Genomic DNA, 23,338 nt, shown 5'->3' with positions numbered 1-23,338 from the left:
GAAAAGTGGGTACTAGGCCGCTCAAATTGGAGCTCGACCGCTCTGCGAAGGCGTCGCTGGCTGAGCAGATCCGAAAGGGTATCGGCGCGGCGATCGAGAGCGGCGTGCTCGCACCCGGCGCGCGCCTGCCATCCTGGCAGGACCTTGCGGCGCAGCTCGGCGTCGCCCGTGGCACCGTGCGCGCGGCTTACGAAAAGCTGTCCGCGGCGCAGCTCATCGTCCCATCGCGGGCGACCGGCACTCATGTCGCGGAGCGGCCCCGCGCGGTCACGCGATCCGAACAGCCCCCTGATCCGGGCTCGTTCATGGAGATGTACCTGGAAATGACCCAGGGACCGGCCATCTTTCAGATGGGGGTCCCTGCAAAGGAGACATTTCCGGCCACGCTGCTCGCACGTATCCGCTCGCATGCCATTCGCACCGAGGCGCGTGCAGCACCTATTTACCCGGACCCTCGCGGTGAACTCGAACTGCGGCGGGAAATCGCCGCCTATCTTGCCATTGCTCGCGGCATCGAATGCTCGCCCTCGCAGGTCATCATCACCGGGGGATATAGCGGCGGCCTGGGATTGGCGCTCCGCGTGCTTGGCCTCGAGGGACAGAAAGCCTGGACCGAGGACCCCGGCTTCCCGTTCACCCGTCGCGGCCTGGAGCTCGCAAGATTATCGCTTGTACCAATACCGGTCGACGACAGCGGCATCGATGTCGACCATGGGCTGCGCCACGCCCCGGACGCCAAGCTGGTTGTCGTGACCCCCGGGCAGCAGGCGCCGCTCGGGGTTACTCTATCGCTGGAACGCCGATTGCGTCTGCTCGATTGGGCCGCTCAGGCAAGCGTATGGGTGGTCGAAGACGACTATCTGAGCGAACTGCAGCTCAGGGGGCGAGCCGCGCCGGCGCTCGCCTCACTTGATCGCGCTGGGCGCGTCATCCACATCGGCTCCTTCAGCAAGACCATCAGTCCCACGTTGCGGCTCGGCTTTCTCGTCGCGCCCGTTTCGCTGTTGTCCCGCTTCGCGGAGGTCGCCGCGTGCCTTGCGCCGCCGCCCGGGCCGTCCGTGCAGCTCGCGACCGCCGAGTTCATGCGCGAAGGCCACTACCTGCGCCATCTTCGGCGCACCAAGCGAGCCTACTCCGCTCAGCGCGACGCCTTGCTGGAGTGCCTGCGGCCGCACGTCGAAGCTGCCAGCATCGCAACAGCGGGATTGGCTGTGCTGCTGCGATTGCCCGACGGCGCGCCAGACACATCCATCGCCAGGGAAACGCTTGCGTTTGGAATGGCACCAGCGCCTTTGTCGACCTGGTACGCGCGGCCGGCTTCCGGACGATCCGGGCTTCTTCTGGGCATCGCGACGGTCCCAACAAAGCATCTGGCGAGATCCTGCGACCGTCTTTGCGGAATCATCGAGCGCTTCGGCTCATGCCGGTCTTGAATCGCGTTTCCGCCGATAGCGAAAGATGGTTGCCATCCCCGGGCACGAAGAAGCGCTGCGAACGGCGAGAATGGTGTCCCGCACCGAGCTACGCCTTCCGAGCCATATTTGGGCCCGACGCATGATCATCGAAGCTGATACCCTGGCCAAGCTCTTTCAGTCGCTCGCGCAGGCTGATTTCATCGAGTGACCGGAAAGGGAGTTGCATGAAGGCCAGTATCTGTCGTTCAAGACCACCAAGCGTGGCGGCGAGGGCCGTACGCCGTTCGCGCTGGTCGGAGTACCTCGCAGGGTCGGGATAACGCCAGTCGCCGGTTACCGGACGGCCCGGCCAATGCGGCAGCGGCTCTCCGGCCTCGATATCGCACAGCGTGAACACAAAATCCAAAGGCGGAGCGTCGGCCTTCGCGAACTCGTTCCAATGCTTCGGATGCAGTCCCTCATACTCCGCGACCCTCAGAACGTCGATTGCCAATTCGTCGAGGTGGCTGGCCGGACGCAACCCGGCGCTAAAGCCAGTGAAGCGTTCGCGCCCAATGCGGTTCAACACCGCTTCGGCGAAAATGCTACGCGCCGAGTTCCTATTCGAGAGAAAGAGCACATTGTAGCGGCCGTCTGCCATGCCAAGGCTCCATCGAGTGTGAAAAACAAATCGAGAGCTGGTCTTTGAGTTCCTGGCGGCAGATACGTTTTTTCGCTCGCGACCGACGTCACGCAGATGATTGGCGCGCCACATTAGGGCTGGCTCTTGAAATTTCTCGTTATTTTATGCCGTAACGCGACATCTCGTCGGCAATTTCCGGCTTGATACGTTTCGCCACCGTTATGTCGAAAGAGCCGCGCGGTTCGTCCCCCTTCAGCAGCCTCGCCTTTCCGCGTCCAAACAGGGCGTACGCTAAATTCGGGTCGATCTGCAACGCGGCGTCGTAATCCGCAATTGCCTTATCGAGATCGCCCATCTTGAGATAAACGAATCCACGACTGTCCAACATCCCGGCGCTCCCCGGGTTCAGTCGCAGCGCCTCATTGCAATCGGTTAGCGCGGTTTGTAAATCGTCTCTGATTGCGCGAGAGTAACAACGACTGTTAAAGGCTACGAAGCAGCTTGGTGCGACTTTGATCGCTCGGCTAAATTCATCGATAGCACGATCATACTTTCGCTCGGCTCTGTAGATTTCGCCCCTTCCCACGTGAGCCAAGGCATTGTTCGGATAGAGCTTGATTGCAGTATCGAACTGGGCGGCGGCTCGATCGTTATCCTTCTGCTTATGAGATTCGACCCCGCTATTGTAGATCATCGCGCTTTTGTGCCAGGCCTCATAGGTTGGACCGGAAGGAGGCGGCGCCATACAAGCCGAGGTGGCTGTCGAGCCCAAGTTTTTTCGGGATGCTTCGGGCGAAGTCACCAAATTACCAGCGGCGGCTATACCGGAAAATCCGACCGCTCCGACAAATCCGACGATAAGCCATAGGGTAGCTGCGCGTAGAAGCGCTCTTGATTTCATAACCGACCTAAAGGATTTCAAAGCTTGCGCTTCGTTATCTCTGTAATGTGACGCTACTGCCGTGGACACAAGCGTGCCTCATCGCGTCCTTGAGTACACGGCCTGGCCAGGCTCCGTCAGCGATCGGCATGGCTCCGTGGAATGAGGAGACCATTACTCCGACGTCACCGAGGGACGGTTCAGCATGATGAAATAGAGATTGCGGATATAGACCAGCAAGCCCAGCGCCTGGCCGGCGATGAAGACGGGGTCGCGTCGGTAGAGCGCGTAGACCAGAAGCAGCGCGCCGCCGCCGACCGAGAAGAACCAGAATGCTACCGGGATCACGCTCTTGCGCGCACGTTCGGACGCGATCCACTGCACGACGAAGCGCATCGTGAACAAGCCCTGCGCGATGAAGCCGAGCACGACCCAGGCGTCGAATTTCACGACGAAGACGTCGTGCAGGTAGTTCAGCAAGTCATTCATTGGGCGTCACCTTGGTCGCTTCGGTCACTTCGGTGACCTCGGTCACTTCCGTGACCACGGGCGTCGGCCTCTTACGGCGGATCAGCCACCAGACGCCGGCGAGATCCATGATCCCTATCCAGAGCCGGTCGAAGAAGCCGTAGTTCGAGACGCCGGAATGGCGGGGACGGTCGACCACGTCGACATAGGCGATCTCAAAACCCTCGCGGCGGACCAGCGCCGGCAGGAAGCGATGCAGCCCGTCGAAATAGGGCATCATCAGGAACACCTCACGCGGGAATGCCTTCAGTCCACAGCCGGTGTCGCGCGTGCCGTCGCGCAGGATCGCACCGCGCACGGCATTGGCGATGCGTGATTGCACTTTCTTGAAGCCGGTGTCCTTGCGCCCTACCCTCTGGCCGGCGGCAAGCCCGATGCGGCCGCTGCCGCTCTCGACCGCGGCAATCAGATCCGGCAGGAAAGAAGGATCATTCTGGCCGTCGCCATCGAGCGTCGCGACGATCGCGCCGCGCGCGGCACGGACGCCGCTGCGCACCGCCGCCGATTGCCCCGAAGAGACCGTGTGCCGGAGCTGGCGCAGGTTGGAGCGCTCCTTCATGGCCGCGCCGATCCGCGATGCGGTCGCATCGGTCGAACCGTCATCGACATAGATGATCTCGTAGACCCAGCGGCGGCCGAGCGCAGCGGCGATCTCCGCAATCAGCGGCGCGATGTTCTCGGCCTCGTTGCGCACGGGCACAACGATGGAGACGGCCACCGCGGTCTGGTCGGAAGGAGGCAATTCGGCACTCTTGGCTGGATTTTTGGCTCTCTGGACGGCCTTACGGCCGGAACCGCCTGATACGGCGGGACGGCGCCGCTTTTATGGGGCGGAAGCGCCCCCGGCAACCCTTTTGAGGCGGTCCAGCGAGGGACCGGCAAGGGGGTAGATCGTGCCGTCGCGCTGGATCGCAAACCCGAGCCGCCGGGCCGCAAACCAGTAGCGCACCGCCATGGCGCAGATCACGCCGACCAGCGCGCCGCCGACCACGTCGCTCGGGTGATGTGCCAGCAATACCAGGCGGGTGGCGCAGATCACCAGCGCATAAATCAGCATCACGAACCGCGCCCGCGGCCACAGTGCCGAGATCGCAAAGGCCAGCGCAAAGGCGGTGGTCGCATGCCCGGAGGGAAAGCTGGCATAGGCCTCGCTGCCGGCGAAATGCGAGAAGTTGAAGGCGTTGGGCTCGCCGCCGACAAACGGCCGGCCGCGCCCGACGATCCATTTCAGGAGGTCGCCGACCAGCACCGGGAACAAGACCGCGAAGAACAGGAACTGCAACCGCGTTCCCATTCCAAGCAGCAGGGATCGCCGAATGCCGTGCAACGCCGGCGCAATGATCGCAACCAGGATCAACAGTCCGGCCACGGTCCACAGCACATAGGCATCCTTGCCGAAATCGGTGAGGATGCGGACCCACCACAGGCTTGCCGTGCCGCGCGGCGGCATCAGCTTGATCTCGGGCACATCGAACGCAAGCATCATCACAATGATGGCGGCGCCGATGATCGCGATCAGCGACAGCCCGTGCCGCGCCGCGCGCCGGCCGGCCTCGGCCCGACGCGAATGCGACGGCGCACGCACAAGCTGGGCAAGCGACCGCCCCGTCAGCGTGGCCAAGCGCGCCGGATAGCTTGCGGATTCGTGGCGGACGACCGGCGCGGACATCATGATCCCATCAGGTTGAATCGGATCATGATGCTATCTCTTCGCTGGAGCATGATCTGTTCAGAAAACCGGTTCCCACTTTTCCGGATCATGCTCTACTGCACGTCCTCGGAACGGTAGATGCCGATGGAGATCGGCCTGCCCTGCGAGATATTATAGCCATCGATGCGCATCGCCGCGTTGTAGCGCAAACCGATCGCTTCCGCCCGCTGCACGAAATTGCGCTCGGAACGCGCCTCCACCAGCGCAAACCGGCATGCGCCCTGCGCCAGGAAATCCGCGGCACCCGAACCGTCGGTCAGGACGATCGAGGTGTCGGTCGAGAACACCAGGCTCGGCTCGTGGTAGCCGGCCGAGGCCAGCTTCGGACCCGGGCAATTGGCGTAGCGCAGGAGGTATCCGACCTCGCCGCTCGGAAACAGCGGCTTCAACGACGGCACCACCAGGCCATAGATGGCAATGGCAAGCAGCATCGCCGCGATCACCGCATTCAGGAACGAGCGCTCGGCGCGGCTGTCCTCGAACATCCACCAGGCGGCCAGGCCGAAGATCATCGCACCCGCCAGGAACGGCCAGGCTGGGAACGCGGGCTGATGGGTCAGCTTGATCGCACCGGCGACCGCAATCACAGCAGCGATCGCGGGGATCGCGAACCACCAGGCCGAGCCGCGGATCAGCCAGACGGAGCGCGACAGCACCCGCCGTTCCAGCGCACCGACGGTCAGGATCGCGATCGCGGGATAGAGCGGCAGCACGTAATGCGGCAGCTTGGTGAGCACCGCCTCAAACACGATCCAGGACGGGATCAGCCAGGCCAGCAGAAACTGCGCGCCGGGCTCGCGTCGCGCCCGCCACACCGCCGGTGCCGCCATACCTGCCAGCGGCGCACCCGGCCAGAACGTGATCCAGAACAGGACGAGATAGAGCCCGGGCGGCGCGCCGTGGGATTCCTGCGCGCCGAGCTTGCTCAGCATGTCACCGCCGACGGAGTCGGCGAAGAATGTTTCTCCGGCGCGCAAGAAGATCAGGACGAACCACGGCAGCACCAGCACCAGGCACCACATCAGGCCCCAGACCGGGCGCATGCGGGAGAACCACTCCAGCGAGCGGTCGAGGATCGCCAGAGCCGCGATGGCGAGCCCGACGAACATCAGGATCAGCGGCCCCTTGAGCAGGATGCCGCCGGCCAGCGCAGTCCAGAAGATCACAGGCCCCGACCACGGCGGATGCGCGGGATCCTCGCCGCGCTGCCAGGACAGATACACCCGTGCCAAAGCCCCCATCGCGGCGGTGACTGATAGCAGCAGCATCGCATCGGTCTTCGCCAGACGCGCCTCGGCGCCGAGCAGCACGCAGCTCGCCATCATCAGCGCCGCCAATGCCGCGCCGCGCCGGGTGACGAAGGCAAGCGCGGTCCAGTAGGTCAGAAGCACGGCGCCGATCGCGCCGATCAGTGACGGCGTCCGGTAGAGCCAGATCCGTGTCTGCGCCCGCGGCATGCCGAGGGCGGACGCCGTTTCAACGACTGCGGCCTGCAACCAGTAGATGCCGACCGGCTTCTTGTAGCGGACGTCGTCCTGGAACCGGATGTCGACGAAATCGCCGCTCTCGACCATTTGCTTGGTCGCCTGGGCAAAGCGCGCCTCGTCGCGGTCGATCGGCGGCGTCGCGAAGAAGCCGGGCAGGAACAGGACCAGGCAGCACAGCACCAGGAACAGAACCGAGCGCCGGTGATTGGCGGTCGCAAACTCGAATGCGAGCGCCAGCCTGCGGCTGGAATGCGCAGGTTTTACAGGCTGTTGCCCTGCTCCGAAACGCCTGACATTGACGGTCTCAACCATGGGCTTCGCATACGATGAAACCGTAGGCCAAACAACCGCGCAGGTTCCGTTTTGTCCCCTGTGTGGGCTCTGGGTCACTGCACCCGGATGACGACCGTATCGGCGGCTCCGGTCGCGTCGATCACGGTCAATCGGGCAAAGCCGGGGCCCGGTGGCTCGATCAGGCGCTGGCGACGGCTATCGAGATCGCCAACCGCGACCCCATTGACCAGCATGGTTAACGGCAGGACACCGCCGGCGACCTTGACCGGCATCGGCGTGACCTCGGCGCCTACAGCGCGATCGACATCGATGCGCGAGCCGTTGATCGGGAACTGGATGTGCGGCGCCTGATCGCTGCCCGTGCGCACGAGTTCCCCCATGGGACGGAAACGGCGGAGCGGCAGCGGCAGCTTGGTGTTGCTGGCGACCAGCGTTCCCTTCGGCGCCTTCGGCAGCGCCGCAGGAATCCTGCCGGTCCGCGCAAAGGCGTCGAACAGGATCGGCGCCGCCGCGCCGCGCCCGATAAGCCCCGGCACCGGCGCGCCGTCGGGACGGCCGACCCAGACGCCGATGGTGATGCGGCCATCGAAGCCGACCGACCAGGCATCGCGGTAGCCGTAGCTGGTGCCAGTCTTGAAGGCGATCCGGTTGTGCACGCCGTTTTCCGGCGGCGGCGTGCCGATCAGGACATTGCCGACCTGCCAGGCGGCAACCTGGTCCATCAGCCGCATCGGCTCGCGCTCGTCTTGATCAAGCATGATCTCGCGGAGCGGCTTGGTGGTGCCGAGCCGGGGGAAGCCGGCATAGAGCTGCGCCAGATCCTGCAAGGTGATGCCGACACCGCCGAGCCCCATCGCCAGTCCTGGCACTTCGTCTTTCGGCAGCACGAGGCTGGTGCCCGCCTGCTTCAGGCGCGACGACAAGCGGCTCGCGCCGACGCGGTCGAGCAGCGCGATCGCGGGCACGTTGAGCGACAATTGCAGCGCCTTGCGCACCGGCACGGTGCCCTGGAAGGTCATGTCGAAATTCTCGGGCGCGTAGGAGCCGAAGCGGATCGGGCGGTCGTCGATCAGGCTCTCGGGGTGCACAAAACCGTCCTCGAAAGCGAGGCCATAGATGAACGGCTTCAGCGTCGAGCCGGGCGAGCGCACCGCGCGCGTCATGTCGACCTGCCCTGCCCGGCGCTCGTCGAAATAATCGGGCGAACCGACGCGGGCGAGGATGTCGCCGCTTTCATTGTCGACTGCGATGATCGCGACCGAGACGTTCGGGCCTTGCGCGATGGCACGATCGCGGGCGAGAGATTCGAGATTCTTCTGCAGCGTGGCATCGAGCGTCAATCGGATGAGGCGCGCATCCTTCATCGTCGCAAGCGCCTGGTCGGCCGAATGCGGCGCCAGGATTGGCATCGGCTTGCGATATTTCGGCACGGCTTCCGACTTGGCCTGCGCTGCGTCTTCCGCCGACAGCATGCCCTCCTCCACCATGCGATCGAGCACGCGGTCGCGCCCCTCGCGCGCGGCTTGCGGATAGCGGTCGAGCCGTCGCCGCTCCGGCGATTGCGGCAGCGCGACCAAGAGCGCCGCCTCCGCCAATGTCAGCCGCTTCGGCTCCTTGCCAAAATAGGCGATCGATGCCGCGCGCACGCCTTCGAGATTGCCGCCGAACGGCGCCAGCGCGAGATAGAGGTCGAGGATCTCGTCCTTGTCGAGCTGCTGTTCGATCTCCACTGCGCGCACGATCTGGCGCAGTTTTGCGTAGAGCGAGCGCTCGCGCCGCGGCTCCATCAGCCGCGCGAGCTGCATCGTGATGGTCGAGCCGCCCGAGACGATGTGGCCGGAGGTGACGAGCTGCAACGCGGCGCGCGACAGCGCCAGCGGATCGACGCCGCGATGGGAATAGAAGCGCTGGTCTTCGTAGCCGAGCAACAGCTTCAGATAGGTCGGATCGACTGATGTCTTCGCGTCAACCGGCAGCCGCCAGCGGCCGTCCGCCATCGCGTAGGCGCGCAGCAATTTTCCATTGCGGTCGACGATGGTGGTGGAGACTTTTCGCGCGTCTGCAAGCGGCAATGGGCCGAGGGAGATGGCCCAGGCGGTGAAGGCGGTTGCAGTTACAATGAGAACAGCTGCAGTAAACGCCGCGATGCGCATGACACGCCGCCCGCCACCACGGGCGTCATGGCCGGGCTTGTCCCGGCCATCCACGTTCTTGCCCGCTACAGACAAAGGCGTGGATGCCCGGGTCACCTGCGCGAAGACGCGCTTCGCGCTTTTGCCCGGGCATGACGGAGAGTGTTGCTGGTCCACGCCGCCACTCATTTCGCTGCCCGCACCTCGACCGTGCCGGTGCCGGTGCGGCCGTAGCGCGAGGGATTGTACATGTCCTCGACATAGGCCTGCGGCAGCACGTATTTGCCCGGCGAGACCGCACGCACGACATAGGCGACCGTGAACACCGACTTGGCGTCGCTGGCACGGTCGATCGCCGCGGTGAAGCGGTCGTCGCGGAACTCGGTATGCTTGGGCTCCTCGCCGTCCTCGATCCAGTCGAGCGTGCCGGAGTCTCCGGAGGAGACGAGGTGCGGGTTGTCGATCTCAAGGCCGGCCGGCAGATAGTCCGACACGATGATGTGCCCGTATTCCGGCTTGGCCTCGGTGATCTTCAGCACCACGGCGAAACGGTCGTTCTGCTTCGCCTTGCTGACATCGGCCGGCTTGCCGTCGAGCGTGAAATAATTGCGCTCGATCTTGAAGCCGTTGGAAGCGGCCGGCTCCGGCGTCACCGGCGAGCCCGACACGGAGACCACGACCTGCACCGGCGCCTCGCCGGTGTTGGTGATCTTGATCGGCTTGCCGGCCATCGCCTCCGCCTTGTAGCTGCGGAACACCGCGGTCTTGACCGGCCGTCCGTCGACGTCGAGGCTCAGCGTTTCCTTGGCAAGCGCGCGCGCGGCCAGCACGAGCCAGGCGTTTTCCTGGGTCGAGGTGTAAGGCGTCAGCCCCCGCGCCGCCTCGACGCGCTCGACGGCGCCGATCATGGTCGCACGCGGCGCATTGCCCTCACCGGCGAGCGAGACCAGTGCGGCGGCATCGCGCAGCGCCGAACCGTAATCGGTGCGGCCGAACTCGAGTACGGGCTTTGGGTTGAGCGAGTCGAGCGCGGCGGCATAGACCCGCTCCGCCCTCGCCCGGTCGCCGACCAGCGCCAGCGCGGCTGCGAGCTGCGATTTCGCGATCGGAGTCGCGAGGTTGTTCAGCTTGGTGTCCGCGAGGTAGCGCAGGTCGCCGATCGGGGCCGTGCCATTGCGGGCGAGCACGTAGAGGCCGTAAGCGAGATCGCGGCCACCGTCCTTCTCCGGCTCGTTGGCATTGACGACGGCGTTGCGGATGCGGTCGAGCGCGCTCTTGAACAGCACGTCCGGCACCACAAAGCCCTTCTCGCGGGCGCGGGTCAGGAAGTCGGTGACATACGCATCGAGCCAGGCGTCGTCGCCGCCGGCCGACCACAGGCCGAACGAGCCGTTCGAGCCTTGGCGGGCGAGCAGACGCTCGATCGCGTCCTTGATGCGCTGGTCGACCGCGGTGTCCATCGCCAGATGCGCCCCGGCGGCGAGATCGTTGACATAGAGCAGCGGCATCGCGCGGCTCGTGATCTGCTCCGAGCAGCCGTACGGGTAGCGGTCGAGCGCCTTGAGGATCGTGGCGGCGTCGAGCGCAGTCGACAGGCTCGCCGACACCGACACGCCGCCGGTGCCCTGCACGAGGTCGGTGAACATGTCCGACGTCAGCGTCAGGCTGTCGCCCTTGGCCAGCGTGCGAACGGAGCGACGCGCCAGCACCTGCGTCGCCGGCTTGACATCGAGCGCGTAGTGGCGCGCCAGCGTCAGGCCATTCGGGCCCATGATGTCGACATCGAGATTGCCGGCGCCGGCGCCGCCGGCGTCGAGTGCCAGCGACAGCGAAGTGCGCTGCTTGGCGGCGAGCCTCACCGTGGTGGCGGGATTGCCCGAGAGCTTCACCGGGCCGGAAGCCTTCACGTTGATGATGTAGTCGCCGGCTGCGCCCTCGACATTGTCGATATCCATGCTCATGGTGCCGCGGTCGCCATTGAGCAGGAAGCGCGGCAAAGTCGCGGTCAGCACCACGGGATCGCGCACGGTCACATCGGTGGTGGCGCGGCCGAGCTTGGTGGCGCTCCACGCAACCGCCATCACCCGCGCGGTGCCGGCGAATTCCGGGATGTCGAAGCTGATCTCGGCGGTGCCATCGGCGCCGACGGTGACGATGCCGGAATAGAGCGCCAGCGGTTTCTGCGTGGGCGGCGAGCCCTGCAATTCGGCGCCGCCGGAATCGCCTCCGGTCCTGATCTGGCCGCGCGTGCCCTGCATGCCGTCAATGAGCTGGCCGTAGAGGTCGCGGATTTCGGCCGTGAGGCGGCGCTGGCCGAGATAGTAATCGTCAGGCGCCGGCGGCTTGTAATTGGTGAGGTTGAGGATGCCCACATCGACGGCGGCCACCACGACTTTGGCATCCTCGCCGGGATTGAGTCCGTCGAGCTTGACCGGAATCTTCAACGCCGAGCCCGGCCGGACCAGCGGAGGCGGCGAGAGCGTCACCGCGAGCGTGCGGGCCTTCTTGTCGATGCCAAACCATTTCAGGCCGATCGCGCGGCCCGGCATGCGCTGCGCGGCCGTATCCAGCGGACGGCGCAAGGTCGTCATCACATAGGCGCCGGTGCCCCAATCCTTGCCGACGGTGAGCCTGACCTGCTGGGTGCCTTCCTTGACGTCAGCGGTCTGCGTCGTCAGCAGGCGATCGCCGAGCACGTTGACGGTCAGCCGCCCCGCCGAGCGGGCGTTGACGGTGACCAGCATGGTGTCGCCGGACTGGTATTCCGGCTTGTCGATCGAGGTTTCCAGGAGGTCCGGTGTGTCGGCGCTGCCGTCGGAATACCAGCCGACATCGAACTGCACCGAGGTCAGCGGGCCGTCGGCATCGTTCGACTTGACGTCGAGGCGATATCGGCCCGGCTGCGGCGCGAACGACAGCCGCGACGGCTTGTCGGCAGCGAGATTGACATCGCCATCGGCGACGCGGCTCGTCGACTTGACCGGTTCATAGTCCCAGGACGAGCCCTGGCGATACCATTGGTAGCGCGACTCGATCTTCAGGAGTTCGTAGCGCAGACCGTTGCGCGCGAGCTGCTTGCTGTCGGGATCGACGAACACGACGTCGAACTCGGCCTTGTCGCCCTCCGCCACGCTCTTGTCGCCGAACAGCGGCTTGACGCCGATCAGCGAGCTTGCCGGCGCCACGGGGAGCACGATCTTCCGCTCGACCGAGCGGCCGCCGGTCTCGGCCAAGCGGATGAATATCTGCGCTTCCTGCGGCCGGGTCGAGGTCGGCGCCTTCTCCAGCTTCACCGGGAAGACGGCCGCGCCCTTGGCGTCCGACTCCGGCAGGTTCTCGATCGGGGTGCGCTCATTGCTGACGCTCTGCTCGTCGGCGACGCCGAACTGGTAGCCTGGATAGCCGGGACGTCCCGAGGCTGCCGTCGTCACCAGCATGTCGCCTTCGAGCTGCAGCCCGGAAGCCGGTGCGCCGTAAAGGAAATGCCCGTCGACCTTAAGTTCCACTGGAACTTCAGCTTTGATGACCTTGTCCTTGGCGGTCAGGTCGAATTCGATCCGCTCGGGAATGTAGTCCTCGACCATGACGGTGGTTTCGCCGACGGACGCGCCCTTCGGATCGGTGAAGGCGCGCACCCGCCAGGTGCCGGTTGGCACCGCCGAATTGAGTGCGACGGCCATGGTCCGGCCGCCGGCGCCCTGGTCGGGCAGCACGGCGCGGCGGAATTCGACGCCGTCGGGACGCTCGATCACCAGCGTCAGCGGGCCGGCGGTCATGGCGTTGCCCTGCCCGTCCCGCAGCAGCGCGGTCAGATAGACGGTCTCGTTGGAGCGGTAGACGCCGCGCTCGGCATAGACGAAGGCATCGGCGCCCGCGGGCACCGCGCGTCCCGCGACGCCACGGTCGGTCAGGTCGAAGGCGTTGGACTTGAGGCTCAGGAACGCATAGTCCGCCTTCTCACTCATCACGGTGAGCAGCGCCGGCGACAGGCCGCCCTCGCCGCGCGCCAGCCCGGCCTCGAACAGCACATGGCCAGTCTCGTCGGTCTTGCGGGTGGCCAGGATCTCGTTGTTGCGGGCGACCAGCTTCACTTCGGCGTTGGCGACCGGCTCGGTGGACGCCAGCGAATTGACGAAGACATGGATGCCGTCATTGCCGGAGAACGCGGTCAGTCCCATGTCGGAGACGATGAACCATTGCGTCGCCAGCGTGCCGTCATCGTCGCTGCTCGGCCCCTTGGCGGCGGCGGTCATGACGTAGACGCCGGGCTGCAGGTCGCCGAGCGCCTGGTCGACCGGGAACGCAGTGGCGACGTCCTGGTTCAGCGTGGTCGCAGTCGCGAGTTCGCCGGACCAGACCTTCATCCCGCGCTGGTCGCCGAGGTCAGAGAGCTGGTAGCTGCTCAGCGTGCGCTGGAAGTCGCTATCGATCACCGTGTTGATCAGGTTGCGGTCGCCGATCCGGAACACGTTGATGGTCACGGCCGGCGTGTTGACGCTGACCACCGGGATGCCGCGCTGGCCGGTGCGCGGCAGCACATAGGCGCGGCCGGTGAAGCGCACGAACGGCTTGCGGTCGCGGACATAGATGTTGAACTCCGCCGACTTCGGCAGCACTTCCTTCACGGTCGACGGCAGGCCGGCGCGCAGGTTGATGTTGTAGCGCTCGCCATGCTTCAGCCCATCGACACAGAGCTGCTTGCCCTCGGTAGTGAGCGCCGGCTTGTCGGTGCCGGCAAGCGCCACGAACGGCGCGAAATCGACGCGCTTGGCCAATTCCTCGGAGAACTGGAAGCAGGCGCGCGGCGTGGCGCCATCGGAATCCACGCTGTAGTCGAGCAGCCGGAAGCCATGCTCGTCGCGCATCTTCTCATACTGGCCGCGGACTTCGGCGACCTCGCGCATGTCGAGCGACATCCGGAGCGCATCGAGCGCCGGCCGCCACAATTTGCGCTCCGAGAACGCCCGGCCGAGCACGGCCAGCGCATCGGCCTCCTCCGCCTGGTTGCCGGCACGCTGATAGGCGATATAGGCGGCGGTCGAGGCGCGCTCGAGCAGGAAGGTCTGCTCGCTCGAGGTCGACGTGCGGATCTGGAAGATGGTGCGGGCAAGCCGCAGCCAGTTGCCGCTGTCCTCCGGCGTGGTGGCGGCGATCTGGCCGAGGATCTGCAGGCCCGTGCGGAAATCGGCGCGCCTGAAAGCGGCATCCGCATCGGTCTTCAGTGTCGCCGTGCTCTTGGCGACCGGCCCCGCCTCGCTCTTGATCTGCGCCTCCAGCTTGATCGCGGAATCGGCGAGGTCGTCGCGCTTGAACGCCTTGTCAGCCGCCTGCGCCGTCGCGAGGCCAAGCGCCAGCGCTGCGCAAAAAGCTGCGACACGAACCAAACCAATCATGACGGATCTCCCGGGGCGGCAGCCGAATGCCGCGTGACGAATAAAAGGGCGCGAAAAGGTGACAGACTGATGGCGCGGAAACAACGTAGCGAAGGAGTCGCAAACAGGCATTGCCAAACCAGTCATTATCCCCGGCCGGCGGAGCGCCGGCGCGGCAGGCGGTGACCGTGGACCGCAACCCGCGCTCCACCCGCACGCCTTTGTCGCCCGATATCAGAAAACGGTTCGGATCGGGTCGCCGAAAAATCGGATCTTTCGCATCGGCAGGCTGGGCGGCCGCCCAGCCTTGGAGCATGATCCGGAAAAGTGGAAACCGGTTTTCCGAAAAGATCATGCTCAAACAAAGAGATTAGATCATGATCCGATTCCGTCTAATCGGATCATGATCTAATGTCGAAGGAAGCGGAACTGCTGCGTGCCGTGCTCGCGCGGATCCGGGCTGCGCTCGGCGATGCGATAGCCCTGGTGCGCAGCGAGGAAGGCTTGCGCCGGAATCCAGTTCCTCGCGTACCTGACGAGCTTGTCCTTCGACGTCGGCAGCGCTCCCGGTCCGTTGTCGCTGAGGAACGATGTCTGCACCTCTGCTTTGGGGTCGGCGTCGCTGATCGGCACCCGATACCATGCCATCGCCGCCGGCTGCGTGGCGCACAAGGCCCGGATGGTCTCAGTTGCTTCCGGAACGTATTGGATGGCGCCGTTCGAGTGCATCAGCTCGATCTCTCCGAGCCAGTCAGCGGCTTCATGGATGTCGCTGAAGAACATCAGCCGATTGGTCGCCAACTGACGCGCGCGGCGCACCATGGCCGGCGTTTCCACCACCGCCCAGCGGATGTCCGGCGCCTGCTTGCGGGCGAGCTTGTAATGCAGGCCGGCGCCGCCTCCGAAATCGAGCACTGACCTGATCCCGGCCACCAGCGGCCAGTCGCCGGTAGGATCGTAAGCGATGGTCTTGTGGAAGATCGTCTCGACCAACTCCTCGCTCTCATAGCCCTCGATGACTTCGCGGGGCGGGAACAGCTTGCGTTTTACTCTCTGCATCAAGGTCATCGACGCCTCCCGTCCAAGCTTTTCTGGGCTGTGCCCTCCTTCGTACTGTCAGAAATCTTTGGAAACAATTCGACCGGGTGCGAATTGCGGTCGCGCCTCACCTGCGCCGGGCGCAGAGGAAGAGGCGTTTGCGAGCCTTGCGGTGGACGCCGCGCCGGTAACTGATGCAACCGGCCGGGTGACACGCACTCAGGCTTCACAATGATACCGGCGGCTAAGGCAGCGGAGCCTCCCGGTCTTGATGTCCGGGCGGCATTTCCGGCAAATGCATCGACGCCGCGATTCGGCCTTGTCGATTTGCCCTGGATGGTCGTATCCGGGGCCTCGGGAGGCTCGCCTGTCGGATTTCAAGAGGCTGCCAGTGGCTCAGTTGGCACCCCAGTCTTATGTTTTTCCTGTTACTTTGCGCTCTGCCATGCTGGCGACAGGCCTATGATTATATTAAAGAAAGGCCAGATGGCCGATGCCGCGCCAAGACGGTCCCATAGCTCAACTGGATAGAGTAGCGGATTTCTACTCCGCGGGTTGCAGGTTCGAATCCTGCTGGGATCGCCAGCGGCAAGGGCGGCCTCTGGAATCATTGAGGATAATGAGCTCTGATTGACCCACTTTTGGAACGTCTGTTCGGTGGGGCACATTTCGATGCGACCGCATCGCGCTTTCCTTGATATCAGGGTCAGACCTAGTTTTAGGGTTGCTGCTTCTGAGGAAGCAGCCAATAGTTGAGAAAACTAGGGGCCATCCATGGGGCACCAACAATTTGAGTTCACCGCATTGCCACGAACCGTCGCCGAAAACGAAACCCTTGTTGTTCTCGCGATCCCGGGTTTTGAAGGCTCGGCTGGCACGCAATATCGATTTCTTCGGAGCGCTCGCCAATTGCGCGACCACGAAGACGCGCCGCCGCCGGCCTGTGACTGACATTCGGTAAGATTCCACTCGCGTTTAGGGGGCAAGATGGATTTTCTGGATGCTTGGCGTCAACGCGCCACGCAAGTCACATCCGGCTGGCGGGACGCCACGCGCGTGGCCTCCGAACGCGCCCGTAACTCAATAGCAGCCGGGCTGAGCGCGACCGCCTCTGTTGCCGGCGAGGCGTATACGGCCGCGCTCGATTGGAAGAACAACAGCGAATTCAGCAATTGGCTCGCAGATCACCTGAGCAACCAGTACGCGACCGTTGCCAGCAAGGCTATGGATGCTGAGTATCTTCGCACACACATCGGCGGCGGCTGGCACAGGCTCTACGACGGTGGCCACACCCTTGCGGGTAGTTGGAAGGCCGTTGGCACGGCGTTGCCCGACCTTGGCGCGCTGGACCAACTTGGCACCTGGGCGAACGAATATTGGAAAGACTTAATCACGGCTCGCGGTATGCCGATCGTAATCCTCGATCATGCCGATCAAGTCAGCGAATACTTCAAGCACTTAGATTGTGTAAACGTGGCTCAGCTTGTAGGTGGCGACATTTGCGGCGTGTCAATCTACTGCAACTGGAACGACCCGGCCAAATTAGTCGCATCGGCCACGGCGACTCAATGCAGCGGCATTGTCTACGCCAACGTAGTGGCCCCGCTTGTTAGTTTAATTGCCCTCGGGCGAGCCTATTTCCTGGTTAGGAAATCTGAGCACGATGATCTCCAAGACCTGATTGAGCCAGCATTGAAAGGTCTGGCGCGGAGCGGCGCTACCGTTTTGCTAATCACCGTCATACCGGGTGGCTTCTTGGTGCACCTTAGTAGCGGCATCGTGATTAGCCTCGCCCATGGTTACGTTTGGGACAAGGGCCGCGAGAACAAAGAGGCGATTTTGACAATGATGAAGGGCTGCCTCGCTAATTTACAAAATGGAGTGCCCGGGCTTCGGGGCCTTCCGCTCTTGCCCCAAAACGATGGGGCGGCCTAGAATTGGTCCCCAATCCTGCTCGGCGGCGCCCTGAACAGTTGGTCGGCACAAGCAAGGCGGCGCGGCAATCACTGCCCTGCTCGTCCAGGACGGCCGGCGAGTTACGCGACCAGGCACCCAAGCCTATCATTTCAAATGTAGCGCGAGGGCGGCGCACCCGCTCGACTTTCATCATGGGATACTCCCAGGGAAGGCTTGCTTGCCTCCTGTTGGGAGCATCGCCCCGAGCCTGCACCTGCTGGTCGTTCGAAGTTCTTTCCCAATCCGTTACCGGACGGGGCTGTTCGATCCGCGAGGGCAACGCGTTCGCGGACAGGTAGAACCATCGTCCCGGCCTATTAGCCGGCGAACGAAGCCGCGGGATCCCGGGAAAAGGTCGACAGCGGGGCGACCACGTGTGGGGATCAGGCCGGTCGCCCTGGAGATATCCGGTCGCTGCAACGCGGAATCTCAGCCTTAAGTAGTGGCAGTGGTTTCCCGGATATATCGCGATCACAGCTCAGCGTAGAAGGTATCCAGAGAATGCACGCGTGCGTATGGGAGTTGCGTAATTGCGGCAGAAGCTCCGGATTTCCAGGAACCAACGATCACTATTAGAGCTATTTTCACCCGATCTACTCGAACAGCTCGCCGAGTTGGAATGGTTGAGAGAGCAGGTCAGGCAAGCGGAAAAGCTGAATCCGCAGCAGATACTGACTCAATTCAAGGCTTACCGGCAGCAGAAGGCGACCAAGGCCAGGCGGACCGCGCACTAGTCTTCCACACCCACGACGGCCGGCAGATCGATCTCCGTTTGGCTGCCTTCGACGACGGCTGCGCTACGCCTGACGATGGAGACGATCCGCGCCGTTCAGGACACGCGCGCGTCCGAAAGCGAGCCCAATAGATCTTCGACGAGGTGGTCGATCAAGGCCAAGGCAATGGCAGGCTTGGCGACGTCCACGTCGTCCACATGCCAGTATCTCACCCTGTCCGCCATCTCCGGAAAACGCCGTTCGATGAGCGGCCGGTGCTCTGCTTCCTTGAGCGCAATGATGAGATCCGCGCTCTCCAGGTCAGGCAGGGTACAGGGTTGAGGGTACCGCAAGTTTCCGACCGGCCGGACGCCCCTGGCCTGGAGACCATCGAGAGCGAAAGGCGACATTGGGCCGACATTGTCGGGCGATCCCCTTTCCGCGGCCCCTTTCGAGAAGGCGCGCCAGTTCAAGTCGGCCAGCCCTGCGCGGTGATTGAATAGCTCTTCTGCAAACCGGCTGCGGTAATAATTGCCTGTGCACAGGAACAACAGATGATGAGCCATCGCGAAAGAATCATGAGCTGAGAGAGGGCGCCGCTACACCGATTGATATCGATGGTCGCTTTGTTGCGCAATTGCGCGACGGCTGCAGAGCGGTTCGCAAGGTGCGAATTTGATCATCAAATCATCTTGCAGACGATGATGCACCCTTACACGGATTCGTCATTGTTGAGGCACGTTTTGTCGCAGCGTACCCGGCGGGATGCGGAACCGCGGGAGTTGCGTCGAATCCCAGCTTCCGGTCGAACGCCCCCTACCCCCACCGGCCGGAGGAAAACCTCCAAGGTTGGCGGCCCCAGCGCACCTGGGGCCGTTTGATGAGATGCGCGCTCGGGCAAAGACATCTTCCGGGGCAACGCTCTGCGGCTCGCGCGACCGTTGGAGAGGCACGCGGGAGGCGCCTTGGCATGGTTAATCCCTGGTTGCCGAATTTGGCAAAGGTCTTGCTAATCGCTGCTCCGACACTGCAGCCCCCGACGGGGCTGCACCGAGTTGGATCAAGCGGGAGCAATGCCCATGGGTGCCGCGTCTCAGACTGGGAATTCCAGCATCACCGCGTTACGTGACGTCCTCGTCATCCAGACAATGCTCGAGGATCTGCAAAGGTCTGTCCGGATCCTCGATTGCGATATCGCGACGGAGGAAGCCACCGGAAGGGTCAGCAACGCTGCGGACCCGCGATATCCGCTGCTCGCCAAAACGCTTTCGACGCGCCGGGACAATCTCAAATCGACCATCCGGGCGCTGAGCGACCGCTTGGGCCAACTGACGTCGATGGCGTAGCTACCCCCTGTTTCACGCCCCCCACCCGCAACCGGGTGAAAGGCGGGCCGCCGGTTATGGGGCGGCCAGAGGGAGAGACGGGCAGGTTTGCGCCCAGCGCCTTGCTGCCATCGCCGGCATGCCTTAAGGCGGCTCGCAGATTCCCGTCCGCGATTCACTGGAACTCGATGCGAAAACTGCTTGTCACACTCTCGGCCGCCCTTCTGGTGGGGGCCTGCCTGCTCGTACTCAGGAACGAACTGCACGCAAGGCCCGCCACGCAGTGCGGCTTCTGGGGCGAGATGGAAGCCGGAATGTCCTGCCGGTGAAATTCGCCGCCGTTCGCGGCCTTGGAACAATGGCCGAAATTGGGGCAGAGCTGACGCGAGCGGCGAAGATCAATGCCGCCGCGTGGTTTGGCCCCGCCAACCACGCCCCGAGCAAAACCCGGGCGCGCCAATTCCCAAAACTTGGTCTCGTTGCGATCGTCGGAGGTGAGGTGTTGCTGGCGCCCGCCTCACCCGACCGTCGGTCAACCTGATCTCTTCACCGGTCGCGGGCGCGCCGACATTCCCCAAATGGGAACTGTCCGATGATTTTCTCTGGCGTTCGAGGGCGATATGGCCGGTCTGCCGAGTCTTGCGCCGGCAACCGAACTATCTGAGTACCAGCCGCGCCAATAGTGCCGCCAGTTCGCCCTGCCGCGACACGCCCACCTTGGAGAATACGCGCTTGAGGATGGTCCGGGCGCTCTCCTCGGTGATGCTGAGCTTGTCGGCGGCGTCGCGCGGCGACTGGCCGGTGCCGACCAGCGCCGTCACCCTCGCCTCGCCCAACGTCAGGCCGAGCACATCGCGGATCAGCGAGGGGTCCGGTGGGCTGCTGTTGTCGGGGTCGACGACGAGGATAAGCAGCCTGGCCTGGGTCAGGAACTGGTTGATGCTGTTGGCCGCCATCGAGACCGGCAGGACATAGAGCGCAAGCGGCCGTCCCGACGTCCGCCGGTGCACGATGATCGGCTTTTCGCCAGCCAGAACATCCTCGGGGCGGTACGCCGCGAGACGTTTCATGGCCGCGGAGGCCGGCGAATTCAGCGCGAACGATCCCGCGGCAAGCTTCTCCTCCACGATCTCGAGACCATCCCCGAGCAGCGACTCCGCCTTCGGGTTGGAGAAGATCACGCGGCCGACCGAATCGAGCACAAAGACCCCGGTTCCCAACCTCGCCAGCGCTGCGCCGAGGCCAAGCTTGCTCAGTTCGGAGTCCATCAGGCGGATACCAAGGCGAAGCGACCGCTCGACGTGGCGGCCGAGCTGGGCCACGAGATCAAGCTCGGCGTCGCTATAGGCGGGCTTGCCGCTCGCGCGCTGGATGCTCATCGCCACCTCGATCTTCGCATCCGGCGAGACCGTTGCAGCGGCGAAATATTTCAGGCCGTGTTTCCGAAGCAGCACGGAATAGAAGGGGTCGGTTGCGATGTCCTCGTCGGAGACGACGTCGCGGTCGGTCAGGACGTCACGATTGAAGAAATAGCCGCGCTCGCGCGCACGGATCGCGCGGATATCCCGAAAAGTCCACTCGCGCATGTATTCTTCCGCGATCACATCGAGCGAGGCGGACTGGATCGCGCCAAAACTTCCGTCGTCCCTGCCATAGAGCAGGATAGCGCCGACATCGTCGAGGCAATCGGCAATGCTCTGTAAGGCCACCGGCCAATGCGACGGTTCCGCCGCGGATTGATAGATGGCGTCGATGGCCTTCAGCAGGTGATGCGACATTGGAACCGACAAACCGAACGACGAGTGAACGCGCGGCAATCAATCACGAGGATTGGAATGCCCCGCACAATACATTTGGATGTCAGGAAACGATAACGGGCAAGTCCGTACGATCACGGCCTTTGCACGGCCTTTGCATGGGTAACCGCAACCACTGACGACCCATCGCGCTCCGCCGCCCCGTGAGGCGCCGATCACCGCTTATCGAACGGAATATATTGCTGGTACTGCTTCGGCACCGAGCTGCGGTAGCGGGCCGGTACGGTTCCGGTGTCGATCGAATGCTCAATCTCCTGCTGCCGCGTCCGTTTCTTTGCGGCGGTCTTTTTCTTCTTGGGCGCAGCCTTCTCGGTGGCGGACGGATTCGTATCCGGCTGGGTGGCGGCTGGCGTTGTCGTGGCGGCCGGCGCCGTGGTCGCGGCAGGTGGTGCCGTGTTCGCGGCCGGCGCGGCGGTGTCAGTTCCGGTCGTAGGAGAGGTCTGGGCCAGTGAGTAGCTCGAATAGGACATCAACATGAGCGCCGCAGTGGCCGCGGCAAAGCTGGAAAACTTTTTCATCTGAAAACTCCAATAGTGTCGAACGCCGGGCGCTTCGTGCAATGCGCGGCATTAGACCACGAAAGCCCGCCTCGCGCCAACGCGGAGGGCCCGCGCGAATCTCAGGGTACAGCGATGGTAACAGCGGTTATGTTGCCGCGGTCACACTCGATGCGCGCTGACCTGTCAGTGGACGAGGAGCCTAGCCGGGCGACGGCTGCTCCGCGTGCGCACGCGCGCGCTCCGGCCTTGCATCCCTGGTGCAGGTCGTCATGACGAAGGCGATGCGGCTGCATTGCCACCCCGGCCCGAGCGCCGCGCTCGCCACCGTCTCCTGAGAAAGGCTGCCGGCCGAAAGCAGCGCCACGCCAAAACCGATCACGACGATGACGGCCAGCAGCGCTAGTCCCTTGCGGCTATAGAGTTGGTGGATCATGCGATCGTTCCTGTTCAGTTGGCGCGGAGCATACGACCGAGTCGCCCCTCTCCCTGTGATCGGCATCACAATTGCCCGCGGCGTTTTAGCGCTGGCCCCTGCGGCCTATTGCGCCGGCTGGATCACGTTGCAGTTGGTCCGTCCGGACATCAGACAGTCCTGCATCTTGCTCGCCGCAGTCAGTTCGCGCGCCAGCCACAAGCCGGCTGCCAGCATGGCGGCCGCAATCACGAGACCGGCAATCGCGCCGCGGCGGCTGCCGCCTTCCCTCGGGTCTGTCATGATCGTGTCGGTTCCCGGGCCGTCACTGTGAAAGAGATCGTGGTTGCAGTAGCTGCTTCGCAAGTACCCATGTGATCACAACAACTTCAGATCAAATCTGCAAAGTCTGGGCATAAGTGTCGCAAATCCGTTGCGCGCGTCCACGCGCTGTTCAAGAAGTAAGCGCCGTCCAAGAAGCGCGTGTGTGCGGAGCGTGCCATGGGTAAACAAGAAACGGGCTACGACTATCATCGATACAAAAAACTGCTGGTGGAAGCGGTCGACGAGAGCAAGCGGCTCGAATTGATCGAGCTTCTGATCCGCGAGAGGGCCCGCGACAAGCTCGAAGCGCAGCGGACGTCCGATCGCGTGGCCATCACGGCGCAGACGGTCGCCAGGGTGCTGGGAACCTCCCGTCAGCGCGACAACTTCTAGCTCGGCTAGAATTTTAGGGCAGTTCGACGCAAATTACCGTATTGCCCATGGCAATCATCGGCTCACTTCTGCTGCGCATCTCGTAGATCAGGAATGTGGTTGCCGCGCCACTCGTCAGCTTTAATCTCAGCAACTTGCCGCTTACGGATGGCTCCCCTGTTTGGCATGCCAATTGGACGCTGGCATTTTGCGCTGGGTTCACTTATGTGCTGCGCGAACCCGATTTTCGTCATCCCTCCAACAGCAGTGAAGATAACAAGGCTCTCTAGATGAGCGGCTTCAAGGAACCGAACTTTTCCGACCGCCAGAAGGCGGCGCAGCAGGCCCGGCAGAACATTCTGGATAAATTCCGCACCCGCCCCGGGCCCGATGATCCCACGGTGCAGGCGCGCGCCGCCGAGCGCGCGGCGATCGCGGCC

21 protein-coding genes and 1 tRNA gene are annotated in these 23,338 nt (G+C 63.8%); 8 read left to right on the top strand and 14 right to left on the bottom strand.

Going from position 1 to position 23,338, the window contains the following annotated elements; all coding sequences use genetic code 11:
* The first annotated feature begins 5 nt into the window (after positions 1-5).
* Positions 6-1,433, top strand: coding sequence for a MocR-like pyridoxine biosynthesis transcription factor PdxR (gene pdxR, locus CWO89_RS19400; protein WP_130580352.1), 1,428 nt, complete (start codon positions 6-8; stop codon positions 1,431-1,433).
* Between the two features lie 88 nt (positions 1,434-1,521).
* Here the strand turns inward: pdxR and CWO89_RS19395 are convergent, their stop codons facing one another.
* The 9 genes from CWO89_RS19395 to CWO89_RS19355 all read right to left on the bottom strand — a co-directional run bounded on the left by CWO89_RS19395 (position 1,522) and on the right by CWO89_RS19355 (position 15,509).
* On the bottom strand, positions 1,522-2,055 hold the full coding sequence (locus CWO89_RS19395) for an arsenate reductase/protein-tyrosine-phosphatase family protein (protein WP_130580350.1): 534 nt from the start codon (positions 2,053-2,055) through the stop codon (positions 1,522-1,524).
* 139 nt (positions 2,056-2,194) lie between these two features.
* Positions 2,195-2,731 (bottom strand): tetratricopeptide repeat protein, encoded by a 537-nt coding sequence (locus CWO89_RS19390; protein WP_165421241.1) that lies wholly within the window; start codon positions 2,729-2,731, stop codon positions 2,195-2,197.
* Between the two features lie 360 nt (positions 2,732-3,091).
* Positions 3,092-3,406: a lipid-A-disaccharide synthase N-terminal domain-containing protein gene (locus CWO89_RS19385; RefSeq protein WP_130580348.1), complete on the bottom strand. Its 315-nt coding sequence runs from the start codon at positions 3,404-3,406 to the stop codon at positions 3,092-3,094.
* Entirely contained in the window at positions 3,399-4,187 is a 789-nt protein-coding gene (locus CWO89_RS19380) for a glycosyltransferase family 2 protein (RefSeq protein WP_130580347.1), read from the bottom strand. The genes CWO89_RS19385 and CWO89_RS19380 overlap by 8 nt, the downstream gene beginning before the upstream one ends.
* An 81-nt stretch (positions 4,188-4,268) precedes the next feature.
* Entirely contained in the window at positions 4,269-5,114 is an 846-nt protein-coding gene (locus CWO89_RS19375; RefSeq protein ID WP_130580351.1) for a phosphatase PAP2 family protein, read from the bottom strand.
* 95 nt (positions 5,115-5,209) lie between these two features.
* A complete protein-coding gene (locus tag CWO89_RS19370) occupies positions 5,210-6,955 on the bottom strand; it encodes an ArnT family glycosyltransferase (protein ID WP_130580346.1) in 1,746 nt (581 codons plus the stop codon).
* Positions 6,956-7,029: 74 nt separating this feature from the next.
* Entirely contained in the window at positions 7,030-9,144 is a 2,115-nt protein-coding gene (pbpC, locus tag CWO89_RS19365) for a penicillin-binding protein 1C (RefSeq protein ID WP_245476396.1), read from the bottom strand.
* A 110-nt stretch (positions 9,145-9,254) separates the two neighbouring features.
* Complete coding sequence (locus tag CWO89_RS19360; RefSeq protein WP_130580344.1) at positions 9,255-14,462, bottom strand: alpha-2-macroglobulin family protein; 5,208 nt, start codon at positions 14,460-14,462, stop codon at positions 9,255-9,257.
* Between the two features lie 387 nt (positions 14,463-14,849).
* Positions 14,850-15,509 (bottom strand): class I SAM-dependent methyltransferase, encoded by a 660-nt coding sequence (locus tag CWO89_RS19355; protein WP_130580343.1) that lies wholly within the window; start codon positions 15,507-15,509, stop codon positions 14,850-14,852.
* A gap of 478 nt (positions 15,510-15,987) precedes the next feature.
* Between CWO89_RS19355 and CWO89_RS19350 the strand changes: the two genes are divergently transcribed.
* The 4 genes from CWO89_RS19350 (at position 15,988) to CWO89_RS19340 (ending at position 18,169) form a co-directional block, all read left to right on the top strand.
* Positions 15,988-16,064 (top strand) — tRNA-Arg (locus CWO89_RS19350).
* 189 nt (positions 16,065-16,253) lie between these two features.
* The gene (locus CWO89_RS45980; protein ID WP_165421240.1) at positions 16,254-16,430 is read left to right on the top strand and encodes a hypothetical protein; all 177 of its coding nucleotides are present in this window, start codon (positions 16,254-16,256) and stop codon (positions 16,428-16,430) included.
* A gap of 36 nt (positions 16,431-16,466) precedes the next feature.
* On the top strand, positions 16,467-17,414 hold the full coding sequence (locus CWO89_RS19345) for a hypothetical protein (protein WP_130580342.1): 948 nt from the start codon (positions 16,467-16,469) through the stop codon (positions 17,412-17,414).
* Positions 17,415-17,965: 551 nt separating this feature from the next.
* Positions 17,966-18,169, top strand: a complete 204-nt coding sequence (locus tag CWO89_RS19340; RefSeq protein WP_130580341.1) for a hypothetical protein — start codon at positions 17,966-17,968, stop codon at positions 18,167-18,169.
* A 95-nt stretch (positions 18,170-18,264) separates the two neighbouring features.
* Here CWO89_RS19340 and CWO89_RS19335 read toward each other — a convergent pair whose 3' ends face one another.
* Positions 18,265-18,714 (bottom strand): arsenate-mycothiol transferase ArsC, encoded by a 450-nt coding sequence (locus CWO89_RS19335; RefSeq protein WP_130580340.1) that lies wholly within the window; start codon positions 18,712-18,714, stop codon positions 18,265-18,267.
* 513 nt (positions 18,715-19,227) lie between these two features.
* Here CWO89_RS19335 and CWO89_RS19330 point away from each other — a divergent pair.
* Positions 19,228-19,494 carry a hypothetical protein gene (locus CWO89_RS19330; protein ID WP_130580339.1) on the top strand — a complete coding sequence of 89 codons (267 nt, stop codon included), beginning with the start codon at positions 19,228-19,230 and terminating at the stop codon, positions 19,492-19,494.
* Positions 19,495-20,129: 635 nt separating this feature from the next.
* Here CWO89_RS19330 and CWO89_RS19325 read toward each other — a convergent pair.
* The 4 genes from CWO89_RS19325 to CWO89_RS45975 all read right to left on the bottom strand — a co-directional run bounded on the left by CWO89_RS19325 (position 20,130) and on the right by CWO89_RS45975 (position 22,505).
* Positions 20,130-21,251: a PAS domain-containing protein gene (locus CWO89_RS19325; protein ID WP_130580338.1), complete on the bottom strand. Its 1,122-nt coding sequence runs from the start codon at positions 21,249-21,251 to the stop codon at positions 20,130-20,132.
* Between the two features lie 194 nt (positions 21,252-21,445).
* Positions 21,446-21,808, bottom strand: coding sequence for a hypothetical protein (locus CWO89_RS19320; protein WP_130580337.1), 363 nt, complete (start codon positions 21,806-21,808; stop codon positions 21,446-21,448).
* Positions 21,809-21,989: 181 nt separating this feature from the next.
* On the bottom strand, positions 21,990-22,223 hold the full coding sequence (locus CWO89_RS19315) for a hypothetical protein (protein WP_130580336.1): 234 nt from the start codon (positions 22,221-22,223) through the stop codon (positions 21,990-21,992).
* Positions 22,224-22,328: 105 nt separating this feature from the next.
* Complete coding sequence (locus CWO89_RS45975; protein WP_165421239.1) at positions 22,329-22,505, bottom strand: hypothetical protein; 177 nt, start codon at positions 22,503-22,505, stop codon at positions 22,329-22,331.
* A gap of 198 nt (positions 22,506-22,703) precedes the next feature.
* Here CWO89_RS45975 and CWO89_RS19310 point away from each other — a divergent pair, with 198 nt between their 5' ends.
* Entirely contained in the window at positions 22,704-22,919 is a 216-nt protein-coding gene (locus CWO89_RS19310) for a hypothetical protein (RefSeq protein ID WP_130580335.1), read from the top strand.
* Between the two features lie 269 nt (positions 22,920-23,188).
* A partial coding sequence (locus CWO89_RS47950) for a DUF6481 family protein (protein WP_245476395.1) occupies positions 23,189-23,338 on the top strand: 150 nt, incomplete at its 3' end.

The organism is Bradyrhizobium sp. Leo170 (assembly GCF_004296405.1).
Classification (GTDB): domain Bacteria; phylum Pseudomonadota; class Alphaproteobacteria; order Rhizobiales; family Xanthobacteraceae; genus Bradyrhizobium.
This window is presented reverse-complemented; position numbering and strand designations above follow the sequence as displayed.